13 protein-coding genes are annotated in these 22,667 nt (G+C 71.8%); 5 read left to right on the top strand and 8 right to left on the bottom strand.

The window, feature by feature from the left end:
• Positions 1 to 217: 217 nt before the first annotated feature.
• On the bottom strand, positions 218 to 607 hold the full coding sequence (locus GGD88_RS15535; protein ID WP_184437099.1) for a DUF6858 family protein: 390 nt from the start codon (positions 605 to 607) through the stop codon (positions 218 to 220).
• Positions 608 to 735: 128 nt separating this feature from the next.
• Positions 736 to 1,311, bottom strand: coding sequence for a Panacea domain-containing protein (locus tag GGD88_RS15530; protein WP_184437097.1), 576 nt, complete (start codon positions 1,309 to 1,311; stop codon positions 736 to 738).
• Positions 1,312 to 1,447: 136 nt separating this feature from the next.
• Here GGD88_RS15530 and GGD88_RS15525 point away from each other — a divergent pair, with 136 nt between their 5' ends.
• On the top strand, positions 1,448 to 4,603 hold the full coding sequence (locus GGD88_RS15525; protein ID WP_184437095.1) for an intermembrane phospholipid transport protein YdbH family protein: 3,156 nt from the start codon (positions 1,448 to 1,450) through the stop codon (positions 4,601 to 4,603).
• Between the two features lie 155 nt (positions 4,604 to 4,758).
• Positions 4,759 to 6,054 carry a PAS domain-containing sensor histidine kinase gene (locus GGD88_RS15520; RefSeq protein WP_184437092.1) on the top strand — a complete coding sequence of 432 codons (1,296 nt, stop codon included), beginning with the start codon at positions 4,759 to 4,761 and terminating at the stop codon, positions 6,052 to 6,054.
• A 24-nt stretch (positions 6,055 to 6,078) separates the two neighbouring features.
• Here the strand turns inward: GGD88_RS15520 and GGD88_RS15515 are convergent, their stop codons facing one another.
• Together GGD88_RS15515 and ccoG are read right to left on the bottom strand one after the other, a co-directional pair.
• A complete protein-coding gene (locus GGD88_RS15515; RefSeq protein ID WP_246423821.1) occupies positions 6,079 to 7,935 on the bottom strand; it encodes a polysaccharide biosynthesis protein in 1,857 nt (618 codons plus the stop codon).
• Positions 7,936 to 8,156: 221 nt separating this feature from the next.
• A complete protein-coding gene (gene ccoG, locus GGD88_RS15510) occupies positions 8,157 to 9,623 on the bottom strand; it encodes a cytochrome c oxidase accessory protein CcoG (protein ID WP_184437089.1) in 1,467 nt (488 codons plus the stop codon).
• A gap of 294 nt (positions 9,624 to 9,917) precedes the next feature.
• Here ccoG and GGD88_RS15505 point away from each other — a divergent pair, with 294 nt between their 5' ends.
• Positions 9,918 to 10,472 carry a Uma2 family endonuclease gene (locus tag GGD88_RS15505; protein ID WP_184437087.1) on the top strand — a complete coding sequence of 185 codons (555 nt, stop codon included), beginning with the start codon at positions 9,918 to 9,920 and terminating at the stop codon, positions 10,470 to 10,472.
• 4 nt (positions 10,473 to 10,476) lie between these two features.
• Here the strand turns inward: GGD88_RS15505 and pcaD are convergent, their stop codons facing one another.
• Together pcaD and GGD88_RS15495 are read right to left on the bottom strand one after the other, a co-directional pair.
• Positions 10,477 to 11,274, bottom strand: a complete 798-nt coding sequence (pcaD, locus tag GGD88_RS15500) for a 3-oxoadipate enol-lactonase (protein ID WP_184437085.1) — start codon at positions 11,272 to 11,274, stop codon at positions 10,477 to 10,479.
• A gap of 43 nt (positions 11,275 to 11,317) precedes the next feature.
• A complete protein-coding gene (locus tag GGD88_RS15495) occupies positions 11,318 to 12,127 on the bottom strand; it encodes an undecaprenyl-diphosphate phosphatase (protein WP_184437083.1) in 810 nt (269 codons plus the stop codon).
• A gap of 393 nt (positions 12,128 to 12,520) precedes the next feature.
• Between GGD88_RS15495 and GGD88_RS15490 the strand changes: the two genes are divergently transcribed.
• Together GGD88_RS15490 and gltB are read left to right on the top strand one after the other, a co-directional pair.
• Positions 12,521 to 13,999 carry an NAD(P)-dependent oxidoreductase gene (locus GGD88_RS15490; RefSeq protein WP_184437081.1) on the top strand — a complete coding sequence of 493 codons (1,479 nt, stop codon included), beginning with the start codon at positions 12,521 to 12,523 and terminating at the stop codon, positions 13,997 to 13,999.
• 130 nt (positions 14,000 to 14,129) lie between these two features.
• Complete coding sequence (gene gltB / locus GGD88_RS15485) at positions 14,130 to 18,713, top strand: glutamate synthase large subunit (protein ID WP_184437079.1); 4,584 nt, start codon at positions 14,130 to 14,132, stop codon at positions 18,711 to 18,713.
• An 855-nt stretch (positions 18,714 to 19,568) separates the two neighbouring features.
• Here gltB and GGD88_RS15480 read toward each other — a convergent pair.
• Together GGD88_RS15480 and GGD88_RS15475 are read right to left on the bottom strand one after the other, a co-directional pair.
• The gene (locus GGD88_RS15480) at positions 19,569 to 21,407 is read right to left on the bottom strand and encodes a chloride channel protein (RefSeq protein ID WP_184437077.1); all 1,839 of its coding nucleotides are present in this window, start codon (positions 21,405 to 21,407) and stop codon (positions 19,569 to 19,571) included.
• Between the two features lie 179 nt (positions 21,408 to 21,586).
• Complete coding sequence (locus GGD88_RS15475; protein ID WP_184437075.1) at positions 21,587 to 22,633, bottom strand: GGDEF domain-containing protein; 1,047 nt, start codon at positions 22,631 to 22,633, stop codon at positions 21,587 to 21,589.
• Positions 22,634 to 22,667: the final 34 nt, after the last annotated feature.

The following is a 22,667-nucleotide window of genomic DNA, read 5'->3' as shown; positions in this document are numbered from 1 at the left end:
CGCCCGAGGGTCCGGCCCCTCGCCAACCGCATCCAGGAACCAGGACATGGGGCCTCCCGAACCTTGAATGGGAGTCCCCTACAGAATCCGTTTCAAGCTCGACCGCTACCCCGATTTCTCAAATGCGATTCCCCTGGTACCCGAAGCTGCCCGCTGGCCCCCGGACGACCCCCGAACCGGCCCGACCGGTCGGCCGCGGCCGGCCGGGAACCGCCGATCAGCGGTCCCGCAGGCCGCGAGTCCACATCTCCATCGCGGTGTTGGCCACCGGCATCGGCGCCTCGAGGAAGGTGATCTCGAAGCGGTCATCGAGTTCCGCAACGCCGATGGAGCGCGGCCGCACGGCCAGCACGTCGGGGCCGGGCAGCTTGACGCCGAAACAGAACACGATGTTCTTGGCGGCCCGGATGGCGGGCGCGATCTCGCCGCCGATGGTCTTGGTATGGGCGTAGTGATCGAACACGGAGATGAACGCCGCCTTCACGTCCTCGTCGATCCGGGTCCGGTAGTACGCCACGATGTCGTCGACGGAGCGCATGGAGGTCTCCGCGAACGGCAGCTCCATGTGATAGACGGGATACTTTTCCTGCAATGTATACTGGCGCATGCTGTCCTCCCGAGGCGCGGACCGACTCCGGCCCGTCGCGTTTATCCTCCCGCATGCGCCCGAAGCCCCGCGCCGGCATTGAAAATGCGCAACGAAAATGCGCAACACGGCCCGGCCCGGCCCCAGGGTCAGCGGTCCTTCACCGGACGCGGCCGCCACTGGTGCACGTTGACCGGCTTGCCGGACTGCGAGCGCATGACACGCGGGCGCAGCACCTGTTCGATGTGCGGGGCGCCGCTGTCGGTCAGCGCCCCGATGCCCTCGCGCGGCCGCGGCGCGCGGCCGTAGAAGGCCACCATCGCCTCGACCAGGATGATCGCCCGCGGTCCGGCGGCGCGCGCGTCGGCATAGGGCGGATGGCGCTTGAGCGCCTTGGTCAGGTGGTCGGTGGAATGCGCCCCGAAGCGGCGCCAGACGGAATCCAGCAGCGTCCTGCCGGCCTCGGGGATGGGCTGCACATCGACGCGCGGCCGGCTGTAGGCAAAGGCGCGGAACAGGGTGGGCTCCAGCGGCCCGTCCGGATCGGCCACGAAGGTGGCCGGCATCAGCCAATGCCCGGCGTTGGCGACCGCGAAATAGGCCTGCGCCAGATAGAGCAGCCGGTGCAGCTTGCGCGGATTCAGGTACTCGTTGTCGTCCAGCGCGCGGTCGAGCAGCCAGAAGGCAGCATCGAAGGCGGAGTCGGTCAGGGGCGGATGGGCCATGGTCGGGGGCTCCTCGGGCACCGGCACACGGCCAGTGTACGGCAGCCGGCCGGGGCGATGCCACGGCCGGCGCCCTGCGCTACAGTGATCGGGTGCCCTGTCGCCCCCTCCGTTCCGCCGCCGCAGCAGCCCCCGCATGACCGAGCCGGAGACCGCCCCGCCCCCCGCCCCAGCCGCCACCCCAGCCGCCACCGGCCGCCGCCACCCGCGCCGGGCCGCAGTGGTCCGCGCGGCCCTGGGCGCGGTGCTGGGTCCCGCCCTGCTGGCGACCGCCGTCCTGGCGGCGGCCTGGTGGGGGCGGGCCCCAATCGTCGAGACGGTGGCGCCCGCCCTGCTCGCGCGCGCCGGGCTGGGGCCGGCCCGCCTGACGGTGGAGACCCTGGACCCCGGCCGCGCGGTGCTCGCGGACGTGACTCTGGCCGGCGGCCGACTGCGGGCCGAGCGGATCGTTCTGACCTACACCCCGCGCGGGCTCGCCGAGGGCCACGTCGATAGGATCGACATCGCCGGCGCCGTGGCGACGGCGGCCTGGAGCGCCGACGCGGGCCTCGACGCCGGCCCCGTCACGCCTTGGCTGGGCGGTGGAGCGGGCGCAGCCGGCCCGCCCACGCTGCCCTTTGATGCCCTGACCCTGACGGACGCGCGCCTCACCCTGGACACACCGCACGGCCCGGTGCGCGCCTTGGGCGACGGTGCGCTGGACACCTCGGCCGACCGCCCCGCCCTCACCGCCGACGTCACGGTCTGGGGCACCGGCGTCTTCGCCGCCGCCACGGTGACCGCCCGGCCCTGGCCGACGCCCGAGGCCACCGCGACCGTCAGCGTCCAGGCGGCGCCGCGCGACCGCGCCGGCCTGGCCCGAGCCCTGCGCGGCGCGGGCACGGTGACGGCAGCGTGGCGCGACGGCGTCCTGACGCTCACGGGGGAGGCCGTCGAGATCGGCGCGACGGCCCTCGACCCCGCCCTGCTCCACCCCTGGCACCCGGCGCTGGCCGCGCTGGCGGCCGGCCCGCTGGCGCTGCGCCTGGAGCCGGCGGCCGACGGCACGCCCCCCCGGGTGGTCCTGCCGCTGGGGCCCGGCCTGACGCCGGGGCCGCCCCGCCTGCGCGGCCGCCTGCACCTGGAGACCCGGCGCCTGACCGCCGCCGCCGAGGCGCGCCCGGGCGGTACGCTGGACCTGCGGCTCAACGCCCACGACGTCATCGTGCCCCATGTCGGCACCGGCGCCACGGTGAAGGCCGCCGGCCGGCTGACCCTGGACGGGGACGGCCCGGCGCTGGCCTGGCGGGCCCGCACGCCCCTGCGGGTCACGCTGCCGTCCGTGCTGCCACGGCTGGCCCGGGCGGCGATGCCGGCGCTCGGCGGCCCGCCGGCCGGCCCGGTCACCCTGACGCTGGCGGGCCGGCGCGACGGCGCGCCGTGGACGGCGCGGCTGCGCCCGGACAGCGACCCGGACGGGGCGCCCGCCTGGGCCGTGGCGCTGGACGGCGCCGCCACCCTCGGCGACGCCGCGGGACGCACCGGCCGGCTGGCCACCGCCATGGACGGCCGCCTGACCCGCGCCGCCGGCCTGCATGCGGCGACCCTGACCGACGTCGCGCTGACGGTCCGGGGCCTGACCCCGGCCGGGCTCACGGACCTGGCGGCGGACCTGTCCAGCCCACGCATGACGCTGGCGGACGGCACCCTGGCCGGCCGCGTCGACCTGCACGGCACCGCGGCGGCGGTCGCCCATGCCGCGCTGACGACCGGACCGGCGGACCTGACGGCGGCCGGGACGCTGGCGCTGTCAGCGTCCCATGCCACCCTGACCCTGGACGGCGGCGCGCTGACCCTGGCGCGACCGACGGCGCCGGACGGGGCCTGGCGCGGACCGGACCGGCTGGCGCTGACGCTGGCGGCCGACCGCGCGCACGCCGCGTCGCTGACCTGGGGCGCCCCGGACGGCGCGGCGCTCACCCTGGACGCCGCGCTGGCGCCGCTCGCCCTGGAGGACGGCAGCATCACCGGCCGCCTGGACACCCTGACGGTGGCCGGACGGCTGCCCCCGCGCGACGCCGTGCCCTTCGCCGCCGCCGCCACGCTGCCCACGGTCCGCGTCGGGGCCTGGACGGTGGCCGACGGACGGGCCGACCTGACGCTGCGCCCGGCCGGCCCGGAGATCACCCTTGCCGGGCGGCTGCCGGCCCTGCCCGGCGAGACGGCCCCGCGCCCGGACGCCGGCCACCCGCTGCGGCCCCTGCGGCTGGAAGGACAGCTTGCGCCGGACCCGGCTGATCCCGCCCGGCTTGCGGTGACCCTCACGGCGGACGCGCCGCGGCGCGCCGGAGTCGCCACCGCCACCGGCTGGCTGGCGCGCGACGGCTCGGCGGGGCGCCTGCGACTCGCCACGCCGCCGCTGGCGCTGGGCCGCGACGGGATCCAGCCCTGGCACCTGTACGGCAAGCTGGTGGACCTGTCGGCCAGCGCCGGCACGCTGGCGGTGTCCGGAACGCTGGCCTGGCGCGACGGGACCAAGCCGACGCCCGACCTGTCGATCGGCCTGGCCGACGTCGACGCGGCCTATGGCACCACGCGGCTGCGCCGCCTCAACGGGGTGGTGCGCCTGACCGGCCTGGCCCCGCCCGCCAGCCCGAGTCAGGAGCTGGCGGCTGCGGGCCTCGACCTCGGGCTGCCGTTCTCCGACCTGGTGGTGCGCTATCGCCTCGACCCCGCCCGACGCGCCTTCGTGCTGGAGAGCGCGCGCATGGCCCTGGCCGGCGGCACCATCACCGCCGGCGAGGCCGTGGTGCCGCTGGCGGGTTTCGACCGCGTGCCGCTGATGCTGACGGTCGAGGGCCTCGATCTGGCCGAGTTGGCCGCGTTGACGCCGCTCGACGACCTCAGCGTCACCGGACGAGTCGACGGGCGCGTGCCGCTGGTCATCACCCCCGGCGCGGTCCGCATCGACGCCGGCCGGCTGGCGGCCGTGGAGCCGGGCGCGGTGCGCTACGCCGGGACCGCGCTGCCGGAGGGCATGCAGGGTGTGGACCTGGCGCGGCGGGCCTTGCAGGACTTCGCCTACACCGACCTGTCCATGGACGTGGACGGCCGGACCGACGACGACATGGCCGTTCGGGTGCGGCTGGAGGGGTCCAATCCGGCGGTTCTCGACGGCTATCCGTTCCAGCTCAACGTCTCCCTGTCGGGACCGCTGGCCCGCATGGTGCAGGACAGCCTGCGCGGCTACGCCATCCCCGACCGCATCCGCGAGCGCCTGCGCGCCCTGGACCTGGACCCCGCCGGCCCCTGACGGCCGCCCGGTGCCGCGCGTCGTGAAACGCCGCCGGTGCGGCACGCCAAGGTCGTGGTCCTGTGCCATTTGGCCTCGACAGGGCGCCGCTGGCATGGCTTCATGAGCGCGGTCTTGAGATCGACTCGCCCAGAACAATGCATGCATCGGGCACCATGACGACAGAAACGACTCAATTACAGGAGTCGGGATCCTACGGTGGCTCTCACTGGCTGAGAGACGAACTTTTTGAGCGTATTCGCCAGGATCCCACGATTATCAGGTTCCTCGACGCGGGAGCCACCGACGGACTGTGGTATCGTGCCCTCGACCCCGAGGGCGCGGAATGGCTCAGCCCGCGGTTCAAGGCCCTGTTCGGGTACGCCGACGACGAGGTCGAGAACGCGACGGCGTGGTGGCAGGCGCGGATCCATCCCGACGACCTGGTCGTCGTGCGGGAGAACTTCGAGAAGCACAAGGCCGACCCGGCCCATCCGTTCGACCAGGTGGTGCGCTATCGACATCGGGACGGCCACACCGTCTGGGTGCGCTGTCGCGGCCAGATCATCCGCGACGCCGAGGGGCACCCGGTGCGCATGCTGGGCTCCCACACCGACGTGACCGCGCTCAAGCAGGCCGAGGCCGACCTGGAATCGCATGCCCAGGAGATGGCGGCCCAGATCCTCGCCCTCCAGGACCAGGAACGGCGCCTGGAGCGGCAGACGCGCGACATGGCGGTCATGGCCCAGTCGGTGGAGGAGGCCCGCGCCCACCTGGAGGAGTTGAACACCCAGAAGGACAAGTTCTTCTCCATCGTGGCGCACGACCTCAAGAGCCCGTTCAACCCGCTGATGGGCTTTTCGGAGCTGCTGGCGACGGAAGGGGCCAGCCTGCCCCCGGCGCGCGTGGCGGAGTACGGCGCGCTGCTGCACCGCGCCGCCACCGAAGCGTTCAAGCTGCTGGAGGACCTGCTGGACTGGTCGCGCATCCAGCTCGACCGCGTGACCTACGCCCCGGAAGCCGTCGATCTGGCGGCGCTGCTCGACGACAACGTGGCGCGCTACCATTATGCCGCCCAGGCCAAGGGTGTGGCCCTGCGCACCGATGCCGCGCCCGGCGTGCGCGCGTGGGCCGACCCCCACATGCTGAACACCGTGGTCCGCAACCTGCTCAGCAACGCCATCAAGTTCACGCGTCCGGGGGACAGCATTCTGGTCACGGCCGGTCCGGCGCCGACCGGCCGGGCGACGGTGGCGATCCGGGATACGGGCGTCGGCATCCCGGCGGCGAAGATCCCGACGCTGTTCGACCTGGGCGCCCGGGCATCCGCCACCGGCACCCAAGGCGAGACCGGGACCGGCATGGGGCTCGTCATCAGCAAGGAACTGATGGACCGCCAGCACGGCACCATCCGCGTGGACAGCACCGAGGGCCACGGCACCACGTTCCGCCTCGACCTGCCGGCGGCATGACCGTGTCCCGACCCGGAGACGGGGTCAGGCCGGCACCGCCTCGGCGCCGAACTCCGGCACCAGATCGCCCAGCACCGCCAGCGCGCGCTCCGTCTCGCCGGCCATGCACGCCGCCTCCAGCCCGTCCATGAGACGGGCCACACGGGCGTGGTCCAGGCGGCGCGGATCGGCGATCAGCACGCCCTCGCGCTCGGTGGGCACCGTGGTCTCGCCGCCGTGGAAAATCTCCTCCGACAGCTTCTCCCCCGGCCGCGGCCCGGTGTAGGCGATGCGGATGTCCGCGTCCGGCCGCAGCCCGGCCAGCCGGATCATCTGCCGCGCCAGGTCCACGATCCGCACCGGCTTGCCCATGTCGAGCACGAAGATCCGACCCCGGTAGGTATCCGCCCCGCTGCCCAGGGCGGCCGCCTGCAACACCAGTTCGACCGCCTCGCGGATGGTCATGAAATAGCGGGTCATGTCCGGGTGGGTGACGGTCAGCGGCCCGCCGCGGGCGAGCTGGCGCTGGAACAGCGGCACCACCGAACCGGTCGAGCCCAGCACGTTGCCGAAGCGCACGGTGATGAAGTGGGTGCGCTGAGGCTTGCCCTGGTCCAGCACGTCGAGCGCCTGGCAATAGCATTCCGCCGCCCGCTTGGCCGCGCCCATGATGCTGGTGGGGTTGACCGCCTTGTCGGTGGAGATCATCACCAGCGCCGCCACCCCGGACGCCCGGCAGGCGTCGGCCACATGGCGGCTGCCGACGGCGTTGGTCCAGATACCCTCGACCGGGTTGAGTTCGACCAACGGCACGTGCTTGAGCGCGGCGGCGTGGAACACCACCTCGGGCCGGGCCTCGGCCATCACGGCGTCGAGGCGGCGGCGGTCGCGCACCGACCCGAGCCGCGGCGCGCGCGGCAGCGTGGGATGGCGCTCGGCGATCTCCAGGTCGATGCTGTAGAGCGCGAACTCGCTGTTGTCGAGCAGGGTCAGGGCCGCCGGCCCCAGCGCCGCCACCTGGCGCACCAGTTCGGACCCGATGGAGCCGCCGGCCCCGGTGACCAGGACCCGCCGGCCGGCGATCAGGGCGGCGATGGCGGCGCGGTCCAGCACCGCCTGGGGCCGGCCCAGAAGGTCCTCGACCGACACCGGTCGCACGTCCAGGCGGTCGGCGGCGCCGTCGCGCAGGTCGGTGGGACGCGGCAGCCGCGCCAGCGTCAGGCCGAGGCGGTCGGCGGCGTCCAGCAGGGCCTGGACCTCGTCGCCGGTGAAGTCCGCGTGGGTCAGCACCAGCTTCATGGGCCGCAGGTTGCGCCCCGACAGGGTGCCGACGACGTCCGCCACCTGGTCCAGCGTGCCCATGACCTCGACGTCGTGGATGCGGCGGCCGACACGGTGCCGCTTGCGGGTCAGGATGCCGACCACCCGGTAGCTGGCGTCGGGCTCGCGCAGCAGGGAGCGCAGGAACAGCTCCGCGCCGTCCCCCGCCCCCACCAGCAGCACCGGGATGGCGTGCGGATCGCGCCGCGTCTCGTAGCGGAAGTCGAGCCGGCGGTCCTTCAGGATCCGGTACGCGAAGCGCGGCCCGCCCAGCAGCGCCATCAGCACAAACCAGTTGATGATGAGCGTGCTGCGCGGCAGGTCGTCGAGGCGGGTCACCAGGAACATCGCCGGCACGAAAATCAGGATGGTCAGCGTCACCGCGCGCGTGATCGCCACCAGGTCCTTCATCGAGGCGTACCGCCAGATGCCCTTGTACATGGGCTGGTACAGGAACACCGCCGCCGCGATCACGGCGAACAGCGCCGTGCCGATCACCAGGGTCTCGGTCTCCACGTGGCGCGGCCAGGCCTCGCCCACGCGCAGATAAATCGACAGCAGGAAGGACAGCCCCGCCATCATCACGTCGTGGAGGTAGGCGATGCGGGCGCGTGGCGAGGTTCTGAGGAAGTCGGGCAACAGCACGGGAAGGTGTCCGTTCGAGCGGGAGCCGCCCCGCCTGCTTGAGGAGCGGCCAGATCCCGACGAATAGGACATCGCGCCCGGACAGGCCAAGAAAAACCGGGTGCGCGGCAAGGGGGGACGCGGGACGGGGATGCCGCGCGCCGCGCCCCCCGGATCGGTCAGCCTTCAGGCGCGTTGAAGTTGGCGCCCTGCTCCAGGCGCTCGCCGGTGGCCTGGTTCTCCACCACGAAGGTAAACGCCGTCGAGCCGCCGTCCAGCGCCCCGGGCGGGGCCGAAACGTAGATGCGGAAGCTGCCCACGCTATCCCCGGCCACCGGGAGATGGGCGGTCGCCGGCTGTCCGGGCACAGTGTCGTAGCCGACGATGCTCATGTCGGCCTGGGGCAGGCCCTCGACCGCCACGGTGAAGGTGGTCGGCGTGCGCTCCATGTTGAGGATCTTGAAGGTATAGCCGTTGCGGATCGAGCCGTCGGAAAGCTGCACGTAGAGCGGGCTGCGCTCCGCCAGGATGTTGACCTCCAACCGCGAGCGGGTGGCCAGCGCGGTCGCCATCACGGCCACCGCGATCAGCAGGGCGCCGGTGTAGATCAGGGTCCGCGGCCGCAGCCACCTGATGGACACCGCCTCGCCGCGCTCCCGGCGCGCCTGGTTCTTGACCGAGTCGAAGCGGATCAGGCCGGGCGGCAGGTTGAAGCGCTCCATGACGCTGTCGCAGGCGTCTGCGCACAGGCCGCAGCCGATGCAGGCGAGTTGCGTGCCCTTGCGGATGTCAACGCCGGTCGGACAGACCTGATAACACAGCGTGCAGTCGACGCAGTGCCCGCGGTGGCTGAAGTCGTCGGTGCGCCGCGCCTTGCCCCGCGGCTCGCCGCGCCAGGCCTCGTAGGTGACGATCAGCGACTCGTCGTCCACCATCGCCGACTGAAAGCGCGCATACGGGCACATATAGATGCACACCTGCTCGCGCGCGTAGCCCGCCAGCAGGAAGCAGAACCCGCCCACCACCGCGATGGTGCCATAGGGGGCCAGGCCGGCCTGGAGGGTGAGCACATCGAGCGCCAGGTCGGGCGCGTTGCCGAAGTACAGGGTGAAGCCGAGTCCAACCAGGAAGGCGGTGACCAACCAGGCGGCATTCTTGGTCGCCTTGCGCACGATCTTGTCGCCGCGCCACGGCTTCTTGTCGAGCCGCATGCGGGCGTTGCGATCTCCCTCGATGGCGCGTTCGATGGCCACGAAGATGTCGGTGAACACGGTCTGGAAGCAGGCGAAGCCGCACCATACCCGGCCCAGCAGCGCGGTGGCGAAGAACAGGCCGATCGCTGCCAGCACCAGGATGCCGGTGAGGTAGTAGACCTCCTGGGGCCAGATCTCGATGGAGAAGAAGTAGGCCTTGCGCCCCGGCATGTCGATCAGGATGGCCTGATCGGGGGCGTTGGGGCCGCGGTCCCAGCGCAACCAAGGCCCGATGAAGAAAATCGAGAGCAGGACCCAGTTCATCGCCGTCTTGATGCGGCGGAACCGGCCCTCGCTCTTGCGCGGATAGACCTTCTGATAGTCCTCGTACAGCGACGCCGTCTGCGGCGTCGCGCTGCCGCGCGCGCCGGCCACACCGTCCGTTGCCGTCATGTCTGCTGCGCCTTCGCTGCTCGCCTCGTCCGGGGCGGCGGAGTGCCAGGGCGCGCCGCACCGGCCGCGGCCGCGCGTCCCGCCCCTGGACAGGGGATCCCGGCCTGGCGCCCGGGACCGGTCTTGCGGCATGTCTGATACGCCCGGCGTTGCGCCGCCACATTGATATCAATCAAATTCGCGGCCGCGGTCCCGGCGCGCCGCCGTGCGCAGGTCTTCGCCTTGAGATCAAGGTGGGGACGGCCGTATCATCGGCAAGGTGGCGCCGGCGCGCGACCGCGACAGGAGGCAGCCATGGCCGAACCCGCCACACCGGACGGCACGCCGATGGACCGGGCGGCGTTCCATGCCTGGTGCCGCTCCCACGGCGGCCGCTACGAGCGGCTGGCGGGGCGGCTCGTCGCCATGGCACCCGAGCGGCGCGCGCACGTTCGGGCCAAGCAGGCTCTGTGGTTGGCCTTGCGGACGGCCCTGGCCGCGCAGGGGTCGCCGTGCGAGGCCCTCGTGGACGGCCTGACGGTGGAGGCCGGGGCCGACACGGATTTCGTGCCCGACGTCCTGATCGACTGCGGCCCTGCCGCCCCCGGCGATATCGCGGCGGCCCGGCCCGTGGTCGTCGCCGAGGTTCTCTCCCCCGGCTCGCGCGGCGTTGATACCGGCTATAAACTCGCCGGCTACGCGGGTGTGGATAGTATCGCGCACTATCTGATCGTCGATCCGGACCGGCCGCGCCTGATCCACCACGCCCGCGCCGAGGGCGGGACGTGGCGGACCGCGCTCGTGACCGGCGGCCGCCTGTGGCTCGACCCGCCCGGGGTGTCCCTGGACGTGGATGCGCTCTACGCCTGAGCCTCTACCCCTGCCCGGCCTCGCGCAGGAAGGTGGTCAGCAGCACCGCGGTGGCGTCCGGGTCCTCGACGCAGGGCAGATGGGCGACGCCGGGCAGGATCTCCAGCCGCGCGCCGGGCACCGCATCGGCCAGAGCCCGGGCCAGGTCGGGCGGCGTGCCGCCGTCCTCGGCGCCACCCACCACCAGGGTCGGGACCCGGATCGAGGGCGCCACGGCCCGCAGGTCGGCATCGCGAATGGCGGTGGCGACGGCCAGGAAGCCCTCCAGCGGCGTGCGCGTCACCATGTGCCGCCAGGGCGTCAGGCGGGCCGCATCGGCGCGGAACGCGGGCGTGAACCACCGCTCCATGGTGGCGTCGACCACGCCCGCCATCCCCTGCGCCCGCGCCGTCGCCAGCCGGGCGTTCCACACCACCTCGGTACCGATCTTCATCCCGGTGTTGGAGAACACCACCGCCCGCAGGCGCTCGGGCGCGCGCGCCGCCAGATCCTGCGCCACCAGGCCGCCCACCGACAGGCCGCACAGGGCGCAGGTGTCGATCTTCAGGTGGTCGAGCAGCGCCAGCAGGTCGTCGGTCAGGTCGGCGATGGACCAGCGGCCGGACGGATGGTCGGACAGGCCGTGCCCGCGCAGGTCCCAGGTCAGCACTCGGAAGCGGCCGCCGATCCGTTCGATCACCGCATCCCACAGCCGCAGATCGGTGGCCAGGGAGTTGACGAACACCAGCCACGGCGCCCCGTAGGCGCCGGACACGCGGTAATGCAGGCCGGCGCGGGGGGCGGTCTGGGGGGCGAACAGCATGGCGGAGCCTTCTTCTGGCGGGGTGGGCTGACGGGGCCGCGCGTCAGATCTCGATCACGCCGTAGACGATGCCCAGCAGGCCCAGGCCGAGCAACACCCGGTAGATCACGAATGGCATGAAGCCGGCGCGGCGCAGCCACGCCATCATCAGCGCCACCGCCAGCAGGGCCGACATCATCGCCAGGGCGGCCGCCACCAGCGCCTCGCGCGTCACCGCCCAGTCGTCGAGCCGGTACAGGTCGAGCCCCACCAGCAGGCCCGCCGCCGCGATCGTGGGCATCGACATCAACAGCGAGAAGCGGGCCGCGTCCGGTCGCTCGTAGCCCAGCACGCGGGCCGCCGTCATGGTGATGCCGGAGCGGCTGGTCCCGGGGATCAGCGCCAGCGCCTGCGCCAGCCCCAGCACCACGGCGTCGCCCCAGGTCATGTGCTCGACCCGCCGCACCGTCAGGCCGATGCGGTCGGCCAGCCCCAGCAGGATCCCGAAGCCCAGCGTGGCCCAGGCGATCACCTCCAGGCTGCGCAGGCTGGATTCGATGGCACCCTTGAACAGGAGACCGGCCAGCACGACCGGCACGGTGGCGACGATCAGGTGGCCCATCAGGCGCGCCCCCGGACCGCCCCGGAACAGCAGCAGGCGGCCGAGGCCGCCGAGCATCAGCAGGACATCGCGCCAGAAATACAGCATCACGGCCAGCAGGGTGCCGACGTGCACCGCCACGTCGATCTTCAGGCCCTGGTCGGGCCAGTCGCTCAGCAGCGGCACCAGGGCGAGATGACCGGACGAACTGACGGGAAGGAATTCGGTGATGCCCTGGACCAGCGCCAGCACGACAATCTGAAGTGTCCCCACAGCCCCACCCACGACATGGTGTAGCGCGGTTATAGCAGACGGCCCCAGCCCTGGCCCAGGCGGAATTTTAGGTCCGCTCTGATTACTAAATTATCCAGAGCGGGAAAACGCGGCGCGAAAAATGCGTCCCGATCCCGCGTCTGGACCCATTGTTAGTCAACGAGGCTGACCCATATGTCGTTTTCGCTTGTGATCGGACGCCGGCGAGCGTATCACGAAGCCCCGGATCGCGGGGCCGCGGCTGACGGCCCCGTCCCGCCCCGTGTGTCCTGGTCCCCGTGTCCCGCCGCAGTCGGGGCTGCCGGCGGTCGGACACGCCGCGTCGCGCCGGAGGAGGGGCGCGCGCCAGGCGGCCGAGCGACCCGGGCAGCGATCGCGTGAGGGAGGACCGCCATGGCGCGGAAGATGATGCAGTTCACCCAGCTTCAGGGGCAGATGCCGGCGAAGCGCGCCGCGGACGAGCGGCGCCAGGACTTCGACGAGATCTACGCCGACTATGAGACCGCCGCCGCCGCCGAACAGGCGTCGCGCTGCGAACAGTGCGGCATCCCCTATTGCCAGGTGCACTGCCCGCTGCAGAACAACATTCCGGACTGGCTGCTGCTGACCGCCCAGGGCCGGCTGGAAGAGGCCTATGCCGTCTCTTCGGCCACCAACAACATGCCCGAGATCTGCGGCCGCATCTGCCCGCAGGACCGCCTGTGCGAGGGCTCTTGCGTACTGGAACAGTCCCGCCACGGCACTGTCACGATCGGCGCCGTCGAAAAATACATCACCGATACGGCCTGGGACAAGGGCTGGGTCAAGCCGGTGCAGCCGAGCCAGGAGCGGACGCAGTCGGTCGGCATCGTCGGCGCCGGCCCCGGCGGCATGGCGGCAGCCGAGCAACTGCGCAAGCACGGCTACAAGGTCACGCTTTATGACCGCTACGACCGCGTGGGCGGCCTGCTGATCTACGGCATCCCCTCCTTCAAGTTGGAGAAGGATGTGGTGGAGCGGCGCGGCCGGTTGCTGGCCGATGCCGGCGTCGAGATCAAGCTGAACTTCGAGGTCGGGCGCGACGCCACCCTGGCCGACCTGCGCGCCCGCCACGACGCGGTGCTGATCGCCACCGGCGTCTACAAGGCGCGCGCGCTGACCGTGCCCGGCGCCGGCCTGCCCGAGGTCTTGCCCGCCCTCACCTATTTGACCGCCTCCAACCGGCGCGGCCTGGGCGACGCCGTGCCCGACTTCGACAGCGGCCGCCTGGATGCCAACGGCAAGAACGTGGTCGTCATCGGCGGCGGCGACACCGCCATGGACTGCGTGCGCACCGCCATCCGCCAGGGGGCCGCGTCGGTCAAGTGCCTGTACCGGCGCGACCGCGCCAACATGCCGGGCTCGCAGCGCGAGGTCTCCAACGCCATGGAAGAGGGCGTGGAGTTCGTCTGGCTGTCCGCCCCCGAGGCCATTTTGGATACCGACGGGCGGGTCAGCGAGGTGCAGGCCGTGCGCATGCACCTGGGCATCGCCGACGCCACCGGCCGCCAGACCCCGGTTCCGACCGAGGGCAGTCAGTTCCGGATACCGGCGGACATGGTCATCTCCGCGCTCGGGTTCGAGCCCGAGGACCTGCCGACCCTGTTCGGCGATCCCGACCTGCCGGTCACCAAGTGGGGCACCCTGAAGGTGGACACCCACAGCCTGATGACCGAGGCCGACGGCGTGTTCGCCGCCGGCGACATCGTGCGCGGCGCCTCGCTGGTGGTGTGGGCGGTGCGCGATGGCCGCGACGCCGCCGAGGGCATCCACGACTACATTCAGGACAAGGCCCGCGCGGCCGGGGACCCCGCCAAGGCCGGCACCGGCCACGCCATGGCGCTGGCCTCCTGACCTCCTGAGTCCGGCCGGGCGGCCGCGGATCCGCGAGTCCCGGCCGCACAGGCCCCGACCGATGACCGTATGTTCAGGGCGCGCCCCCGCCGGTTGGCCGGGGGCGCCGCGACCCGAGAGGAGTCCGGCCATGACCGAGACGTTCAACACCCCCGCCGCCGCCGAGGCCGACTCCGGCGCCCGCTTCGTGGCCGAGTGGCAGGCCAACGCCCGCCGCCTCGCCGACGCCCACGCCTACGATCCCGCGCAGGAGCATGACGCCTGCGGCGTCGGCCTGGTCGCCTCCATCGACGGCACACCGCGCCGCGACGTCGTGGTCGCCGGCATCGAGGCCCTGAAGGTCCTGTTCCATCGCGGCGCCGTGGACGCCGACGGCAAGACCGGCGACGGCGCCGGCATCCACGTCGAAATCCCGCAGGCGTTCTTCAAGGAGCACATCTCCGCCACCGGCCATGAGCCGTCCGAGGGCCGCCTCGCCGTCGGCATGGTCTTCCTGCCCAAGACCGACCTGAACGCGCAGGAAGAGTGCCGCTGCATCGTCGAGACCGAGATCCTGGCTGCCGGCTTCACCATCTACGGCTGGCGTCAGGTGCCGGTGGACATCTCGGTGATCGGCGAGAAGGCGAACGCGACCCGTCCGGAGATCGAGCAGATCATGATCTGCAATCCGAAGGGCGTGGACGACGACAAGTTCGAAAACGACCTGTACGTGGTGCGGCGGCGCATCGAGAAGCGGGTGCAGGCGGCCGGCGTGCAGGACTTCTACATCTGCTCGCTGTCCTGCCGGTCCATCATCTACAAGGGCCTGTTCCTGGCGGAACAGCTCACCAGCTTCTATCCGGATCTGCTGGACGACCGCTTCGTCTCCAGCTTCGCCATCTACCACCAGCGCTATTCCACCAACACCTTCCCCACCTGGTGGCTGGCGCAGCCGTTCCGCATGCTCGCCCACAACGGCGAGATCAACACGCTGACCGGCAACGTGAACTGGATGAAGGCGCACGAGACGCGCATGTCGTCGCCGATCCTGGGCGCCGCCATCGAGGATCTGAAGCCGCTGGTGCGCAGCGGCGCCTCCGACAGCGCCTCGCTCGACGCCGTCTTCGAACTGCTGTGCCGGGCCGGGCGCGACGCGCCCATGACCAAGGCCATGCTGATCCCCGAGAGCCTGAACCAGGACGCCACCCTGCCGCAGCCACACGGCGACCTGATCTCCTACTGCAACTGCGTCATGGAGCCGTGGGACGGCCCGGCCGCCATCTGCGCCACCGACGGCCGCTGGGTGGTCGCCGGCCTGGACCGCAACGGCCTGCGCCCGGTGCGCTACAGCGTCACCCGCGACGGCCTGCTGGTGGTCGGCTCCGAGGCCGGCATGGTGCGGGTGGCGGAATCCGAGATCGTGCGCAAGGGCCGGGTCGGCCCCGGCGGCCTGATCGCCGTCGACCTGCGCGAGGGCCGCTTCTACGAGGACAAGGAGATCAAGGACACCCTGGCCGCGCGCCAGCCGTTCAGCGACTGGGTCAAGCGCATCACCCGCCTGGACAGCCTGATCCGCACCGACCAGGGCGAGCCGTCGGCGCTCGGCGGCGAGGCGCTGCGCCGGGCCCAGGTGGCCTTCGGCCAGACCATGGAGGACATGGAACTGATCCTCCAGCCCATGGTGGAGGACGCCAAGGAGGCCACCGGGTCCATGGGCGACGACACGCCGCTGGCGGTGCTGTCGGACAACTACCGGGGGCTGCACCAGTTCTTCCGCCAGAACTTCAGCCAGGTCACCAACCCGCCCATCGACGCCCTGCGCGAGACCCGGGTCATGAGCCTGCGCACCCGGCTGGGCAACCTGGGCAACATCCTCGACGAGGCGGCCGAGCAGTGCGAGTTGCTGCAACTCGAAAGCCCGGTGCTGACCAACGCCGAGTTCGAGGCCATGCGCCGCTACATGGGTGAGACGGCGGCCGAGATCGACTGCACCTTCGACCCGAACGACGGCCCGCAGCCGCTGCGCCACGCCCTCGACCGGATCCGCCACGAGGCCGAGGACGCGGTGCGCGGCGGGCGCACCCACGTGGTCCTGTCGGACCGCGCCATGGGGCCGGGCCGCCCGGCGATTCCGATGATCCTGGCCGCCGGCGCCGTGCACACCCACCTGGTGCGCCAGCGCCTGCGCACCTTCACGTCGGTCAACGTGCGGGCGGCGGAGTGCCTGGACACGCACTACTTCGCGGTGCTGATCGGCGTCGGCGCCACCACGGTCAACCCGTGGCTGGCCCAGGAGAGCCTGGCCGACCGCCACCGCCGCGGCCTGTTCGGCGACATGACGCTGGATCAGGCGATGGCGCGCTACAAGAAGGCGGTCAACGACGGCCTGCTGAAGATCATGTCCAAGATGGGCATTTCGGTCATCAGCAGCTACCGCGGCGGTCACTGCTTCGAGGCCATCGGCCTGTCGCGCTCGCTGGTGGCCGAGTTCTTCACCAGCATGACCTCGCGCATCTCCGGCATCGGCCTGGCGGGCATCCAGAAGAAGGTGATCGACCAGCACACCCGCGCCTACGACCCGGCGGCGGTGACGCTGCCGGTCGGCGGCTTCTACCGCTACCGCCGCGGCGGCGAGGCGCATCAGTACGACGGCCGCCTGATCCACGTCCTCCAGGAGGCGGTGGCGACCGAGGGCTACCAGATCTACAAGCGCTACACCAAGGGTCTGCGCGCCCTGCCGCCCATCAACATCCGTGACCTGCTGGACTTCAAGCACGTCGCGGGGGCGATCAACGTCGACGAGGTGGAGAGCACCAACGTCATCCGGCGGCGCTTCGTCACCCCGGCCATGTCGCTGGGCGCGCTGTCGCCGGAGGCGCACGGCACCCTCAACATCGCCATGAACCGCATCGGCGCCAAGTCGGACAGCGGCGAGGGCGGCGAGGACCCGGTGCGCTACAAGCCGCGTCCCAACGGCGACAACGAGAACTCGGCCATCAAGCAGGTGGCCTCGGGCCGCTTCGGCGTGACCGCCGAATACCTCAACCAGTGCCGCGAGATCGAGATCAAGGTCGCCCAGGGGGCCAAGCCCGGCGAGGGCGGCCAGCTCCCCGGCTTCAAGGTGACGGCGGAGATCGCCAAGCTGCGCCACTCCACCCAGGGGGTGACGCTGATCAGCCCGCCGCCGCACCACGACATCTACTCGATCGAGGACCTGGCGCAGCTCATCTACGACCTCAAGCAGATCAACCCCAGCGCCCGGGTGACGGTCAAGCTGGTCAGCCGCACCGGCATCGGCACCATCGCGGCCGGCGTCGCCAAGGCCAACGCCGACGTGATCCTGGTCTCCGGGCACAACGGCGGCACCGGCGCCAGCCCGCAGACCTCGATCAAGTACGCCGGCCTGCCCTGGGAGATGGGCCTGTCCGAGGTGCACCAGGTGCTGACCCTGAACCGGTTGCGCCACCGGGTGCTGCTGCGCACCGACGGCGGCATCAAGACCGGCCGCGACGTGGTCATCGCCGCCATGCTGGGCGCCGAGGAGTTCGGTGTCGGCACCACCTCGTTGATCGCCATGGGCTGCATCATGGTGCGCCAGTGCCACACCAACACCTGTCCGGTGGGGGTGTGCACCCAGGACAAGGCGATGCGCGAGAAGTTCACCGGCACGCCGGAAAAGGTGGTCAACCTGTTCACCTTCATGGCCGAGGAGGTGCGCGAGATCCTGGCCTCGCTGGGCCTGCGCTCGCTCAACGACGCCATCGGCCGCACCGACCTGCTGCATCAGGTCAGCCGGGGATCCGAGCACCTGGACGACCTGGACCTGAACGCCATCCTGTCCAAGCCGGACAGCGGCGGCCTGCCCGTGCACTGCGCCATCGAGGGCCGCAACGAGGTGCCCGAGACCCTGGACGCCCAGATGATCGAGGACGCCCGCAACACCCTCGAAGACGGCGCCAAGATGCAGCTCACCTACACGGTGCGGAACACCCACCGCGCCGTTGGCACCAAGCTGTCGCACAAGATCGTCACCAAGTACGGCATGACCGGGTTGCAGCCGGGCCACATCACGGTGCGGCTGCGCGGTTCGGCCGGCCAGTCGCTCGGCGCCTTCGCCGTGCAGGGCCTGAAGCTGGAGGTGTTCGGGGACGCCAACGACTATGTCGGCAAGGGCCTGTCCGGCGGCACCATCGTGGTCCGGCCGGCGGTCTCCAGCCCGCTGGCCTCGCACGAGAACACCATCATCGGCAACACCGCGCTCTACGGCGCCACCGGCGGCAAGCTGTTCGCGGCCGGCCAGGCGGGCGAGCGCTTCGCGGTGCGCAACTCGGGGGCGCTGGTGGTGGTCGAGGGCTGCGGCTCCAACGGCTGCGAGTACATGACCAACGGCGTCGCCGTGATCCTGGGCGAGGTCGGAGCCAACTTCGCGGCCGGCATGTCCGGCGGCATGGCCTTCGTCTATGACCCGGAGGGCCTGCTGCCGATGCGGATCAACCCCGATTTCGTCCTCTGGCAGCGCATCCAGGTCGACCACTACGCCGCCATCCTGAAGGGCTTGGTCGAAGAGCACGCCACCGAGAGCCAGTCGCGGTTTGCCCAGCGCCTGCTGGTGAACTGGGAGCGCGAGGCCGGCCACTTCTGGCAGGTCGTCCCGAAGGAGATGCTGGACAAGCTGGAGGTGCCGGTGACCCCGCCGGGCGTGGAGCCCGGTATGGCGGGGACGGCGGCGGAGTAAGGGGACCGAGAAAGCGGGTCTCGCGCGCCGCCGCGCCCGCGGGGGCGCCTGTCAGGCATACGGTCCCACGCCGGAGCGTGGGACCGAGAAAGCGGGTCTCTCGCGCCCCCGCTCCCACGGGGGCGCCTGTCAGGCATAAGGTCCCACGCTGGAGCGTGGGACCGAGAAAGCGGGTCTCTCGCGCCCCCGCTCCCGCGAGGGTGCCTGTCAGGCATAAGGTCCCACGCCGGAGCGAGGGACCGAGAAAGCGGGTCTCTCGCGCCCCCGCTCCCGCGGGGGCGCCTGTCAGGCATAAGGTCCCACGCCGGAGCGTGGGACCGAGAAAGCGGGTCTCTCGCGCCCCCGCTCCCGCGGGGGCGCCCGTCACGCATGCGGTCCCACGCCGGAGCGTGGGACCGAGAAAGGGAAACCTCTCGCGCCCCCGCTCCCGCGGGGGCGCCCGTCAAGCATGCGGTCCCACGCCAAAGCGTGGGACCGAGAAAGCGGGTCTCTCGCGCCCCCGCTCGCGCGGGTGCGCCCGCCAAGCATGCGGTCCCACGCCGGAGCGTGGGACCGAGAAAGCGGGTCTCTCGCGCCCTCGCTCCCGCGGCGGCGCCCGTCAAGTATGCGGTCCGACGCCGGAGCGCGGGACCGAGAAAGCGGGTCTCTCGCGCCCCCGCTCCCGCGGGGGCGCCCGTCAAGCATGCGGTCCCACGCCGGAGCGTGGGACCGAGAAAGCGGGTCTCGCGCGCCGCCGCGCCCGCGGGGGCGCCTGTCAAGCATGCGGTCCCACGCCGGAGCGTGGGACCGAGAAAGAGGGGGTCTCCCGCCCCCGCTCCCGCGGGGGCGCCTGTCAGGCACGCCGTCTGTCCAGGATCACCGTTCCCCCCGGTCTTCCGCGCGCAGGCGGTCCAGGGTGCGGGCATAGGCCCGCATCAGGTCGCGATCCTGGACCGAGCCGACCAGCGTCATACTCTCGCGGTCGTGCACCACCGGGATGCAGGCCTCGCGCAACTCCTCCAGGGTCTCCATCGCCTCGTCCAGCGTCTCCGACAGCGCCAGCACGGGGGGATCCGTCTGCGCCAGGTCCAGGGCGGCGCGGTCGCTGTCGCCGCCGCGGTCCAGCAGCGCCGACGCGGCGTCGGCGAGCACGATCATGCCCAACAGCCGGCGCTCGGCGTCGACCACGAACAGCCGGTCGGCACCGGCGCGCCGGAATGCCGCCGCCACCGCCTCCAGGCCGGCGTCCGCCGGCACCGTCGGTGCGTCCAGGGTCACCAGGTCGCGCACCCGGATATCCCGCAGCATCTGGCGCTGCCGGTCACCCTCGACGTCCAACCCGCGTCGGGCCAGTTGCCAGTGGAACTGCGAGCGGTGGCCGGTCAGACCATGCGAAACCACGGTCGCCAGCACCACGGCGACCATGACCGCGACGGTCAGTTCGTAGTTGCCGGTCAGCTCGAAGATGATCAGGCTGGTCGAGATCGGCGCCCCCAGCACCGCGGCCGCCACCGCCCCCATGCCGACCACCGCGTAGGCGCCCGGTCCCGCCGACCAGCCGCCCGGCACCGCCGCCGTCGCCAGCACGCCGAACGCGCAGCCGGTGACCGCCCCGATCACCATCGAGGGACTGAACACACCGCCGCCGAATCCGAATCCGAGGCAGATCACGGTCGCGACGACCTTGGCGAGCGCGATCGCCACTGCGGCGTCGAACAGCAGGTCGCCGCTGAGGGCACGGTTGGTCACCTCATAGCCGACGCCGAGCACCTCCGGGAACGCAGTCGCGATCAGGCCCACCGCCAGCCCGGCCGCCGCCGGCCGCATCCAGACCGGCAGGCCGGACCGCCGCGCCACCGCATCGGTCCCCTGGAGCGCGGCCAAGAACGCCGCCGCGACCAGTCCACACACGACACCGAGCAGGCCTACCGCCGGGAACTCGAGGACCGACGCCATCGCCAGATCGGGCGGCAGCGCGAAGGCGGGCGCGGTCCCGAACCACAAGCGCGAGACGACGGTCGCGGCCACACTGGAGATCACGACGGGGGCGAAGGCACTGGTCGCGTAGTGGGCGATCACCACCTCGTGGGCGAACAGCGCCCCCGCGATCGGCGCGTTGAACGAGGCCGCCACGGCGGCCGCCGCGCCGCAGCCCAGCAGGGTGCGCGCATGCCCGCGCCCGAAGCGCGGCAGCCGCGCCACCCACGCGCCCAGGGTCGCCCCGAGGTGGACGGCAGGTCCCTCACGCCCCACCGAAGCGCCCACGCCGAGCGACAGCATGCTGCCGACGATGGCCGCCAGCCCGCGCCGCAGCGACATGCGGCCGCCCCGCAGGATCGCCGCCTCCATGACGTGCGAGACGTTTTCCGGCCGGCCCTGCGGCAGGGTGGCCTGGTGCCACAGCCCGACCACGAGCCCGCCGACCGTCGGCAGCACCACCAGCGCCCACCACGGCAAAGCGGCCGCCGCCGTCGCCAGATGCTGGGCGTCGCCGGCGTACAGCAGAGCCTGGAGAAGGACGATGCCCTCGCGGAACAGGATGATGCCCCCGCCCGTGAGCAGGCCGACCGTCATCGCCAGCACCGCCAGAACCATGTGGTCGTTGACGACGCGCCGATGCGGTCCGGCGGCGGCGAGGCGGGCCGCGGTCAGCCGGACGTGGCGCCGGAGTGAGCGGGCGATGCGGGACAGGGATGGAGGATCGGACCGGGACATGACAGTTGGGTTCCGGGAGCGCGGCCCGGCCGCGTCCTTCCGTGAGCGGATCGCCGCGGGATCGCCCTCGCAGGGCGAGGGTGAACCGGTGCAACGCGCGCGGCGCCACGGCCACCGGTCCTTGACCCTCACCGGCAAGGCCACGACCGGCGGTCGGGTCGGTGCCGCCCGCCGAGGGTCTACAGCATCGACCCGTCGAGTTCGTACTGCGAGACCACCTGGTTGCGGCCCAGGCGCTTGGCCGTGTACAGTGCCTTGTCGGCCCGCTGGACCATCTCGCTCACGGACTCGCCCAGGGCGTACTCGGCCGCCCCGATGGACAGGGTGATGCGCCCCAGTTCCTGACCGGAGCGCCGGTTGGTGATGCGCTTGTTGGCGACGGTGGTGCGGATGCGCTCGGCCACCGTCAGGGCGTCGCGCAGCGGGGTGCGCGGCAGGATGGCGGCGAACTCCTCGCCGCCGTAGCGGGCCACGGTATCCTCGGGACGGACACAGGTCTGGATGGTGCGGGCCACCAGCTTCAGAACCTGGTCGCCCATCTGGTGGCCGTGGGTGTCGTTGAAACGCTTGAACAGGTCGATGTCCAGCATCAGCAGGGACAGATGCTGGCTGCGTTCGGCCGCCTCGACGGTGGCGTCACGCATGCTGCTGTCGAACACCTTGCGGTTGGCGATGCCGGTCAGTCCGTCGGTCCGGGCCTCGCTGCGGACCCGGTCCAGGTCCTCGCGCAGCTTGCTGATCTCCTGCGAGGACTGGGTCAGCTCGGCGCCCAGCTTGCGGTTAAGCCGGAGCATCTTGTGGGTCTCGGTCAGAACCGAAGCCACGACCTGGTGCAGGGCTTCGCCATCACCTTCCTGCATGCGTTCGGAGAAATCGGACAGGGTGGCACCGTAGGTCTCGGTGCCCTTGTTGGCGACCGAGAACATCTTCACGAGCTGCTCCAGGGTGTTCTCGATGCGCAGCCCGGCCGCGGCCAGGGTCTTGGTCTCGTCGGCCTGGGTCAGGTACTTGTCGTGCAGCGCCTGCACCACTTCGGGTCCGAAGGCGGAGCCCAGCGACAGCAGGCGTTCGATCTCGCGGCTGAGATCGGGCAGGCGCTGGGTGTGGTGCATGTACCAGACCGCGAAATTGTGCGGGTTCGGGGCAATACCGAATTGCCCCATGGACTCCAGTGCCTTAGCCGCCGCCGCCTGGGCCTGGACCGTGGTTTCCGCGTATTCCATCATCGTGTGCCGTCGATCCCCCCTTGCAGGTGCCCCT

Origin of the sequence: Roseospira goensis, assembly GCF_014197795.1 — a bacterium.
GTDB lineage: Bacteria > Pseudomonadota > Alphaproteobacteria > Rhodospirillales > Rhodospirillaceae > Rhodospira > Rhodospira goensis.
Note: the sequence above shows the minus strand (reverse complement) of the source record. Positions and strands in the feature narration are given on the sequence as shown.

What these genes read in the sequence shown, in the direction of transcription:
- ccoG (WP_184437089.1), bottom strand. Translation starts at nt 9,623, where the DNA reads ATGACGGCAACGGACGGTGTGGCCGGCGCGCGCGGCAGCGCGACGCCG.
- gltB (WP_184437079.1), top strand. Translation starts at nt 14,130, where the DNA reads ATGACCGAGACGTTCAACACCCCCGCCGCCGCCGAGGCCGACTCCGGC.
- GGD88_RS15490 (WP_184437081.1), top strand. Translation starts at nt 12,521, where the DNA reads ATGGCGCGGAAGATGATGCAGTTCACCCAGCTTCAGGGGCAGATGCCG.
- GGD88_RS15520 (WP_184437092.1), top strand. Translation starts at nt 4,759, where the DNA reads ATGACGACAGAAACGACTCAATTACAGGAGTCGGGATCCTACGGTGGC.
- GGD88_RS15530 (WP_184437097.1), bottom strand. Translation starts at nt 1,311, where the DNA reads ATGGCCCATCCGCCCCTGACCGACTCCGCCTTCGATGCTGCCTTCTGG.
- GGD88_RS15515 (WP_246423821.1), bottom strand. Translation starts at nt 7,935, where the DNA reads ATGATGGCGGGGCTGTCCTTCCTGCTGTCGATTTATCTGCGCGTGGGC.
- pcaD (WP_184437085.1), bottom strand. Translation starts at nt 11,274, where the DNA reads ATGCTGTTCGCCCCCCAGACCGCCCCCCGCGCCGGCCTGCATTACCGC.
- GGD88_RS15475 (WP_184437075.1), bottom strand. Translation starts at nt 22,633, where the DNA reads ATGATGGAATACGCGGAAACCACGGTCCAGGCCCAGGCGGCGGCGGCT.
- GGD88_RS15505 (WP_184437087.1), top strand. Translation starts at nt 9,918, where the DNA reads ATGGCCGAACCCGCCACACCGGACGGCACGCCGATGGACCGGGCGGCG.
- GGD88_RS15535 (WP_184437099.1), bottom strand. Translation starts at nt 607, where the DNA reads ATGCGCCAGTATACATTGCAGGAAAAGTATCCCGTCTATCACATGGAG.
- GGD88_RS15525 (WP_184437095.1), top strand. Translation starts at nt 1,448, where the DNA reads ATGACCGAGCCGGAGACCGCCCCGCCCCCCGCCCCAGCCGCCACCCCA.
- GGD88_RS15480 (WP_184437077.1), bottom strand. Translation starts at nt 21,407, where the DNA reads ATGTCCCGGTCCGATCCTCCATCCCTGTCCCGCATCGCCCGCTCACTC.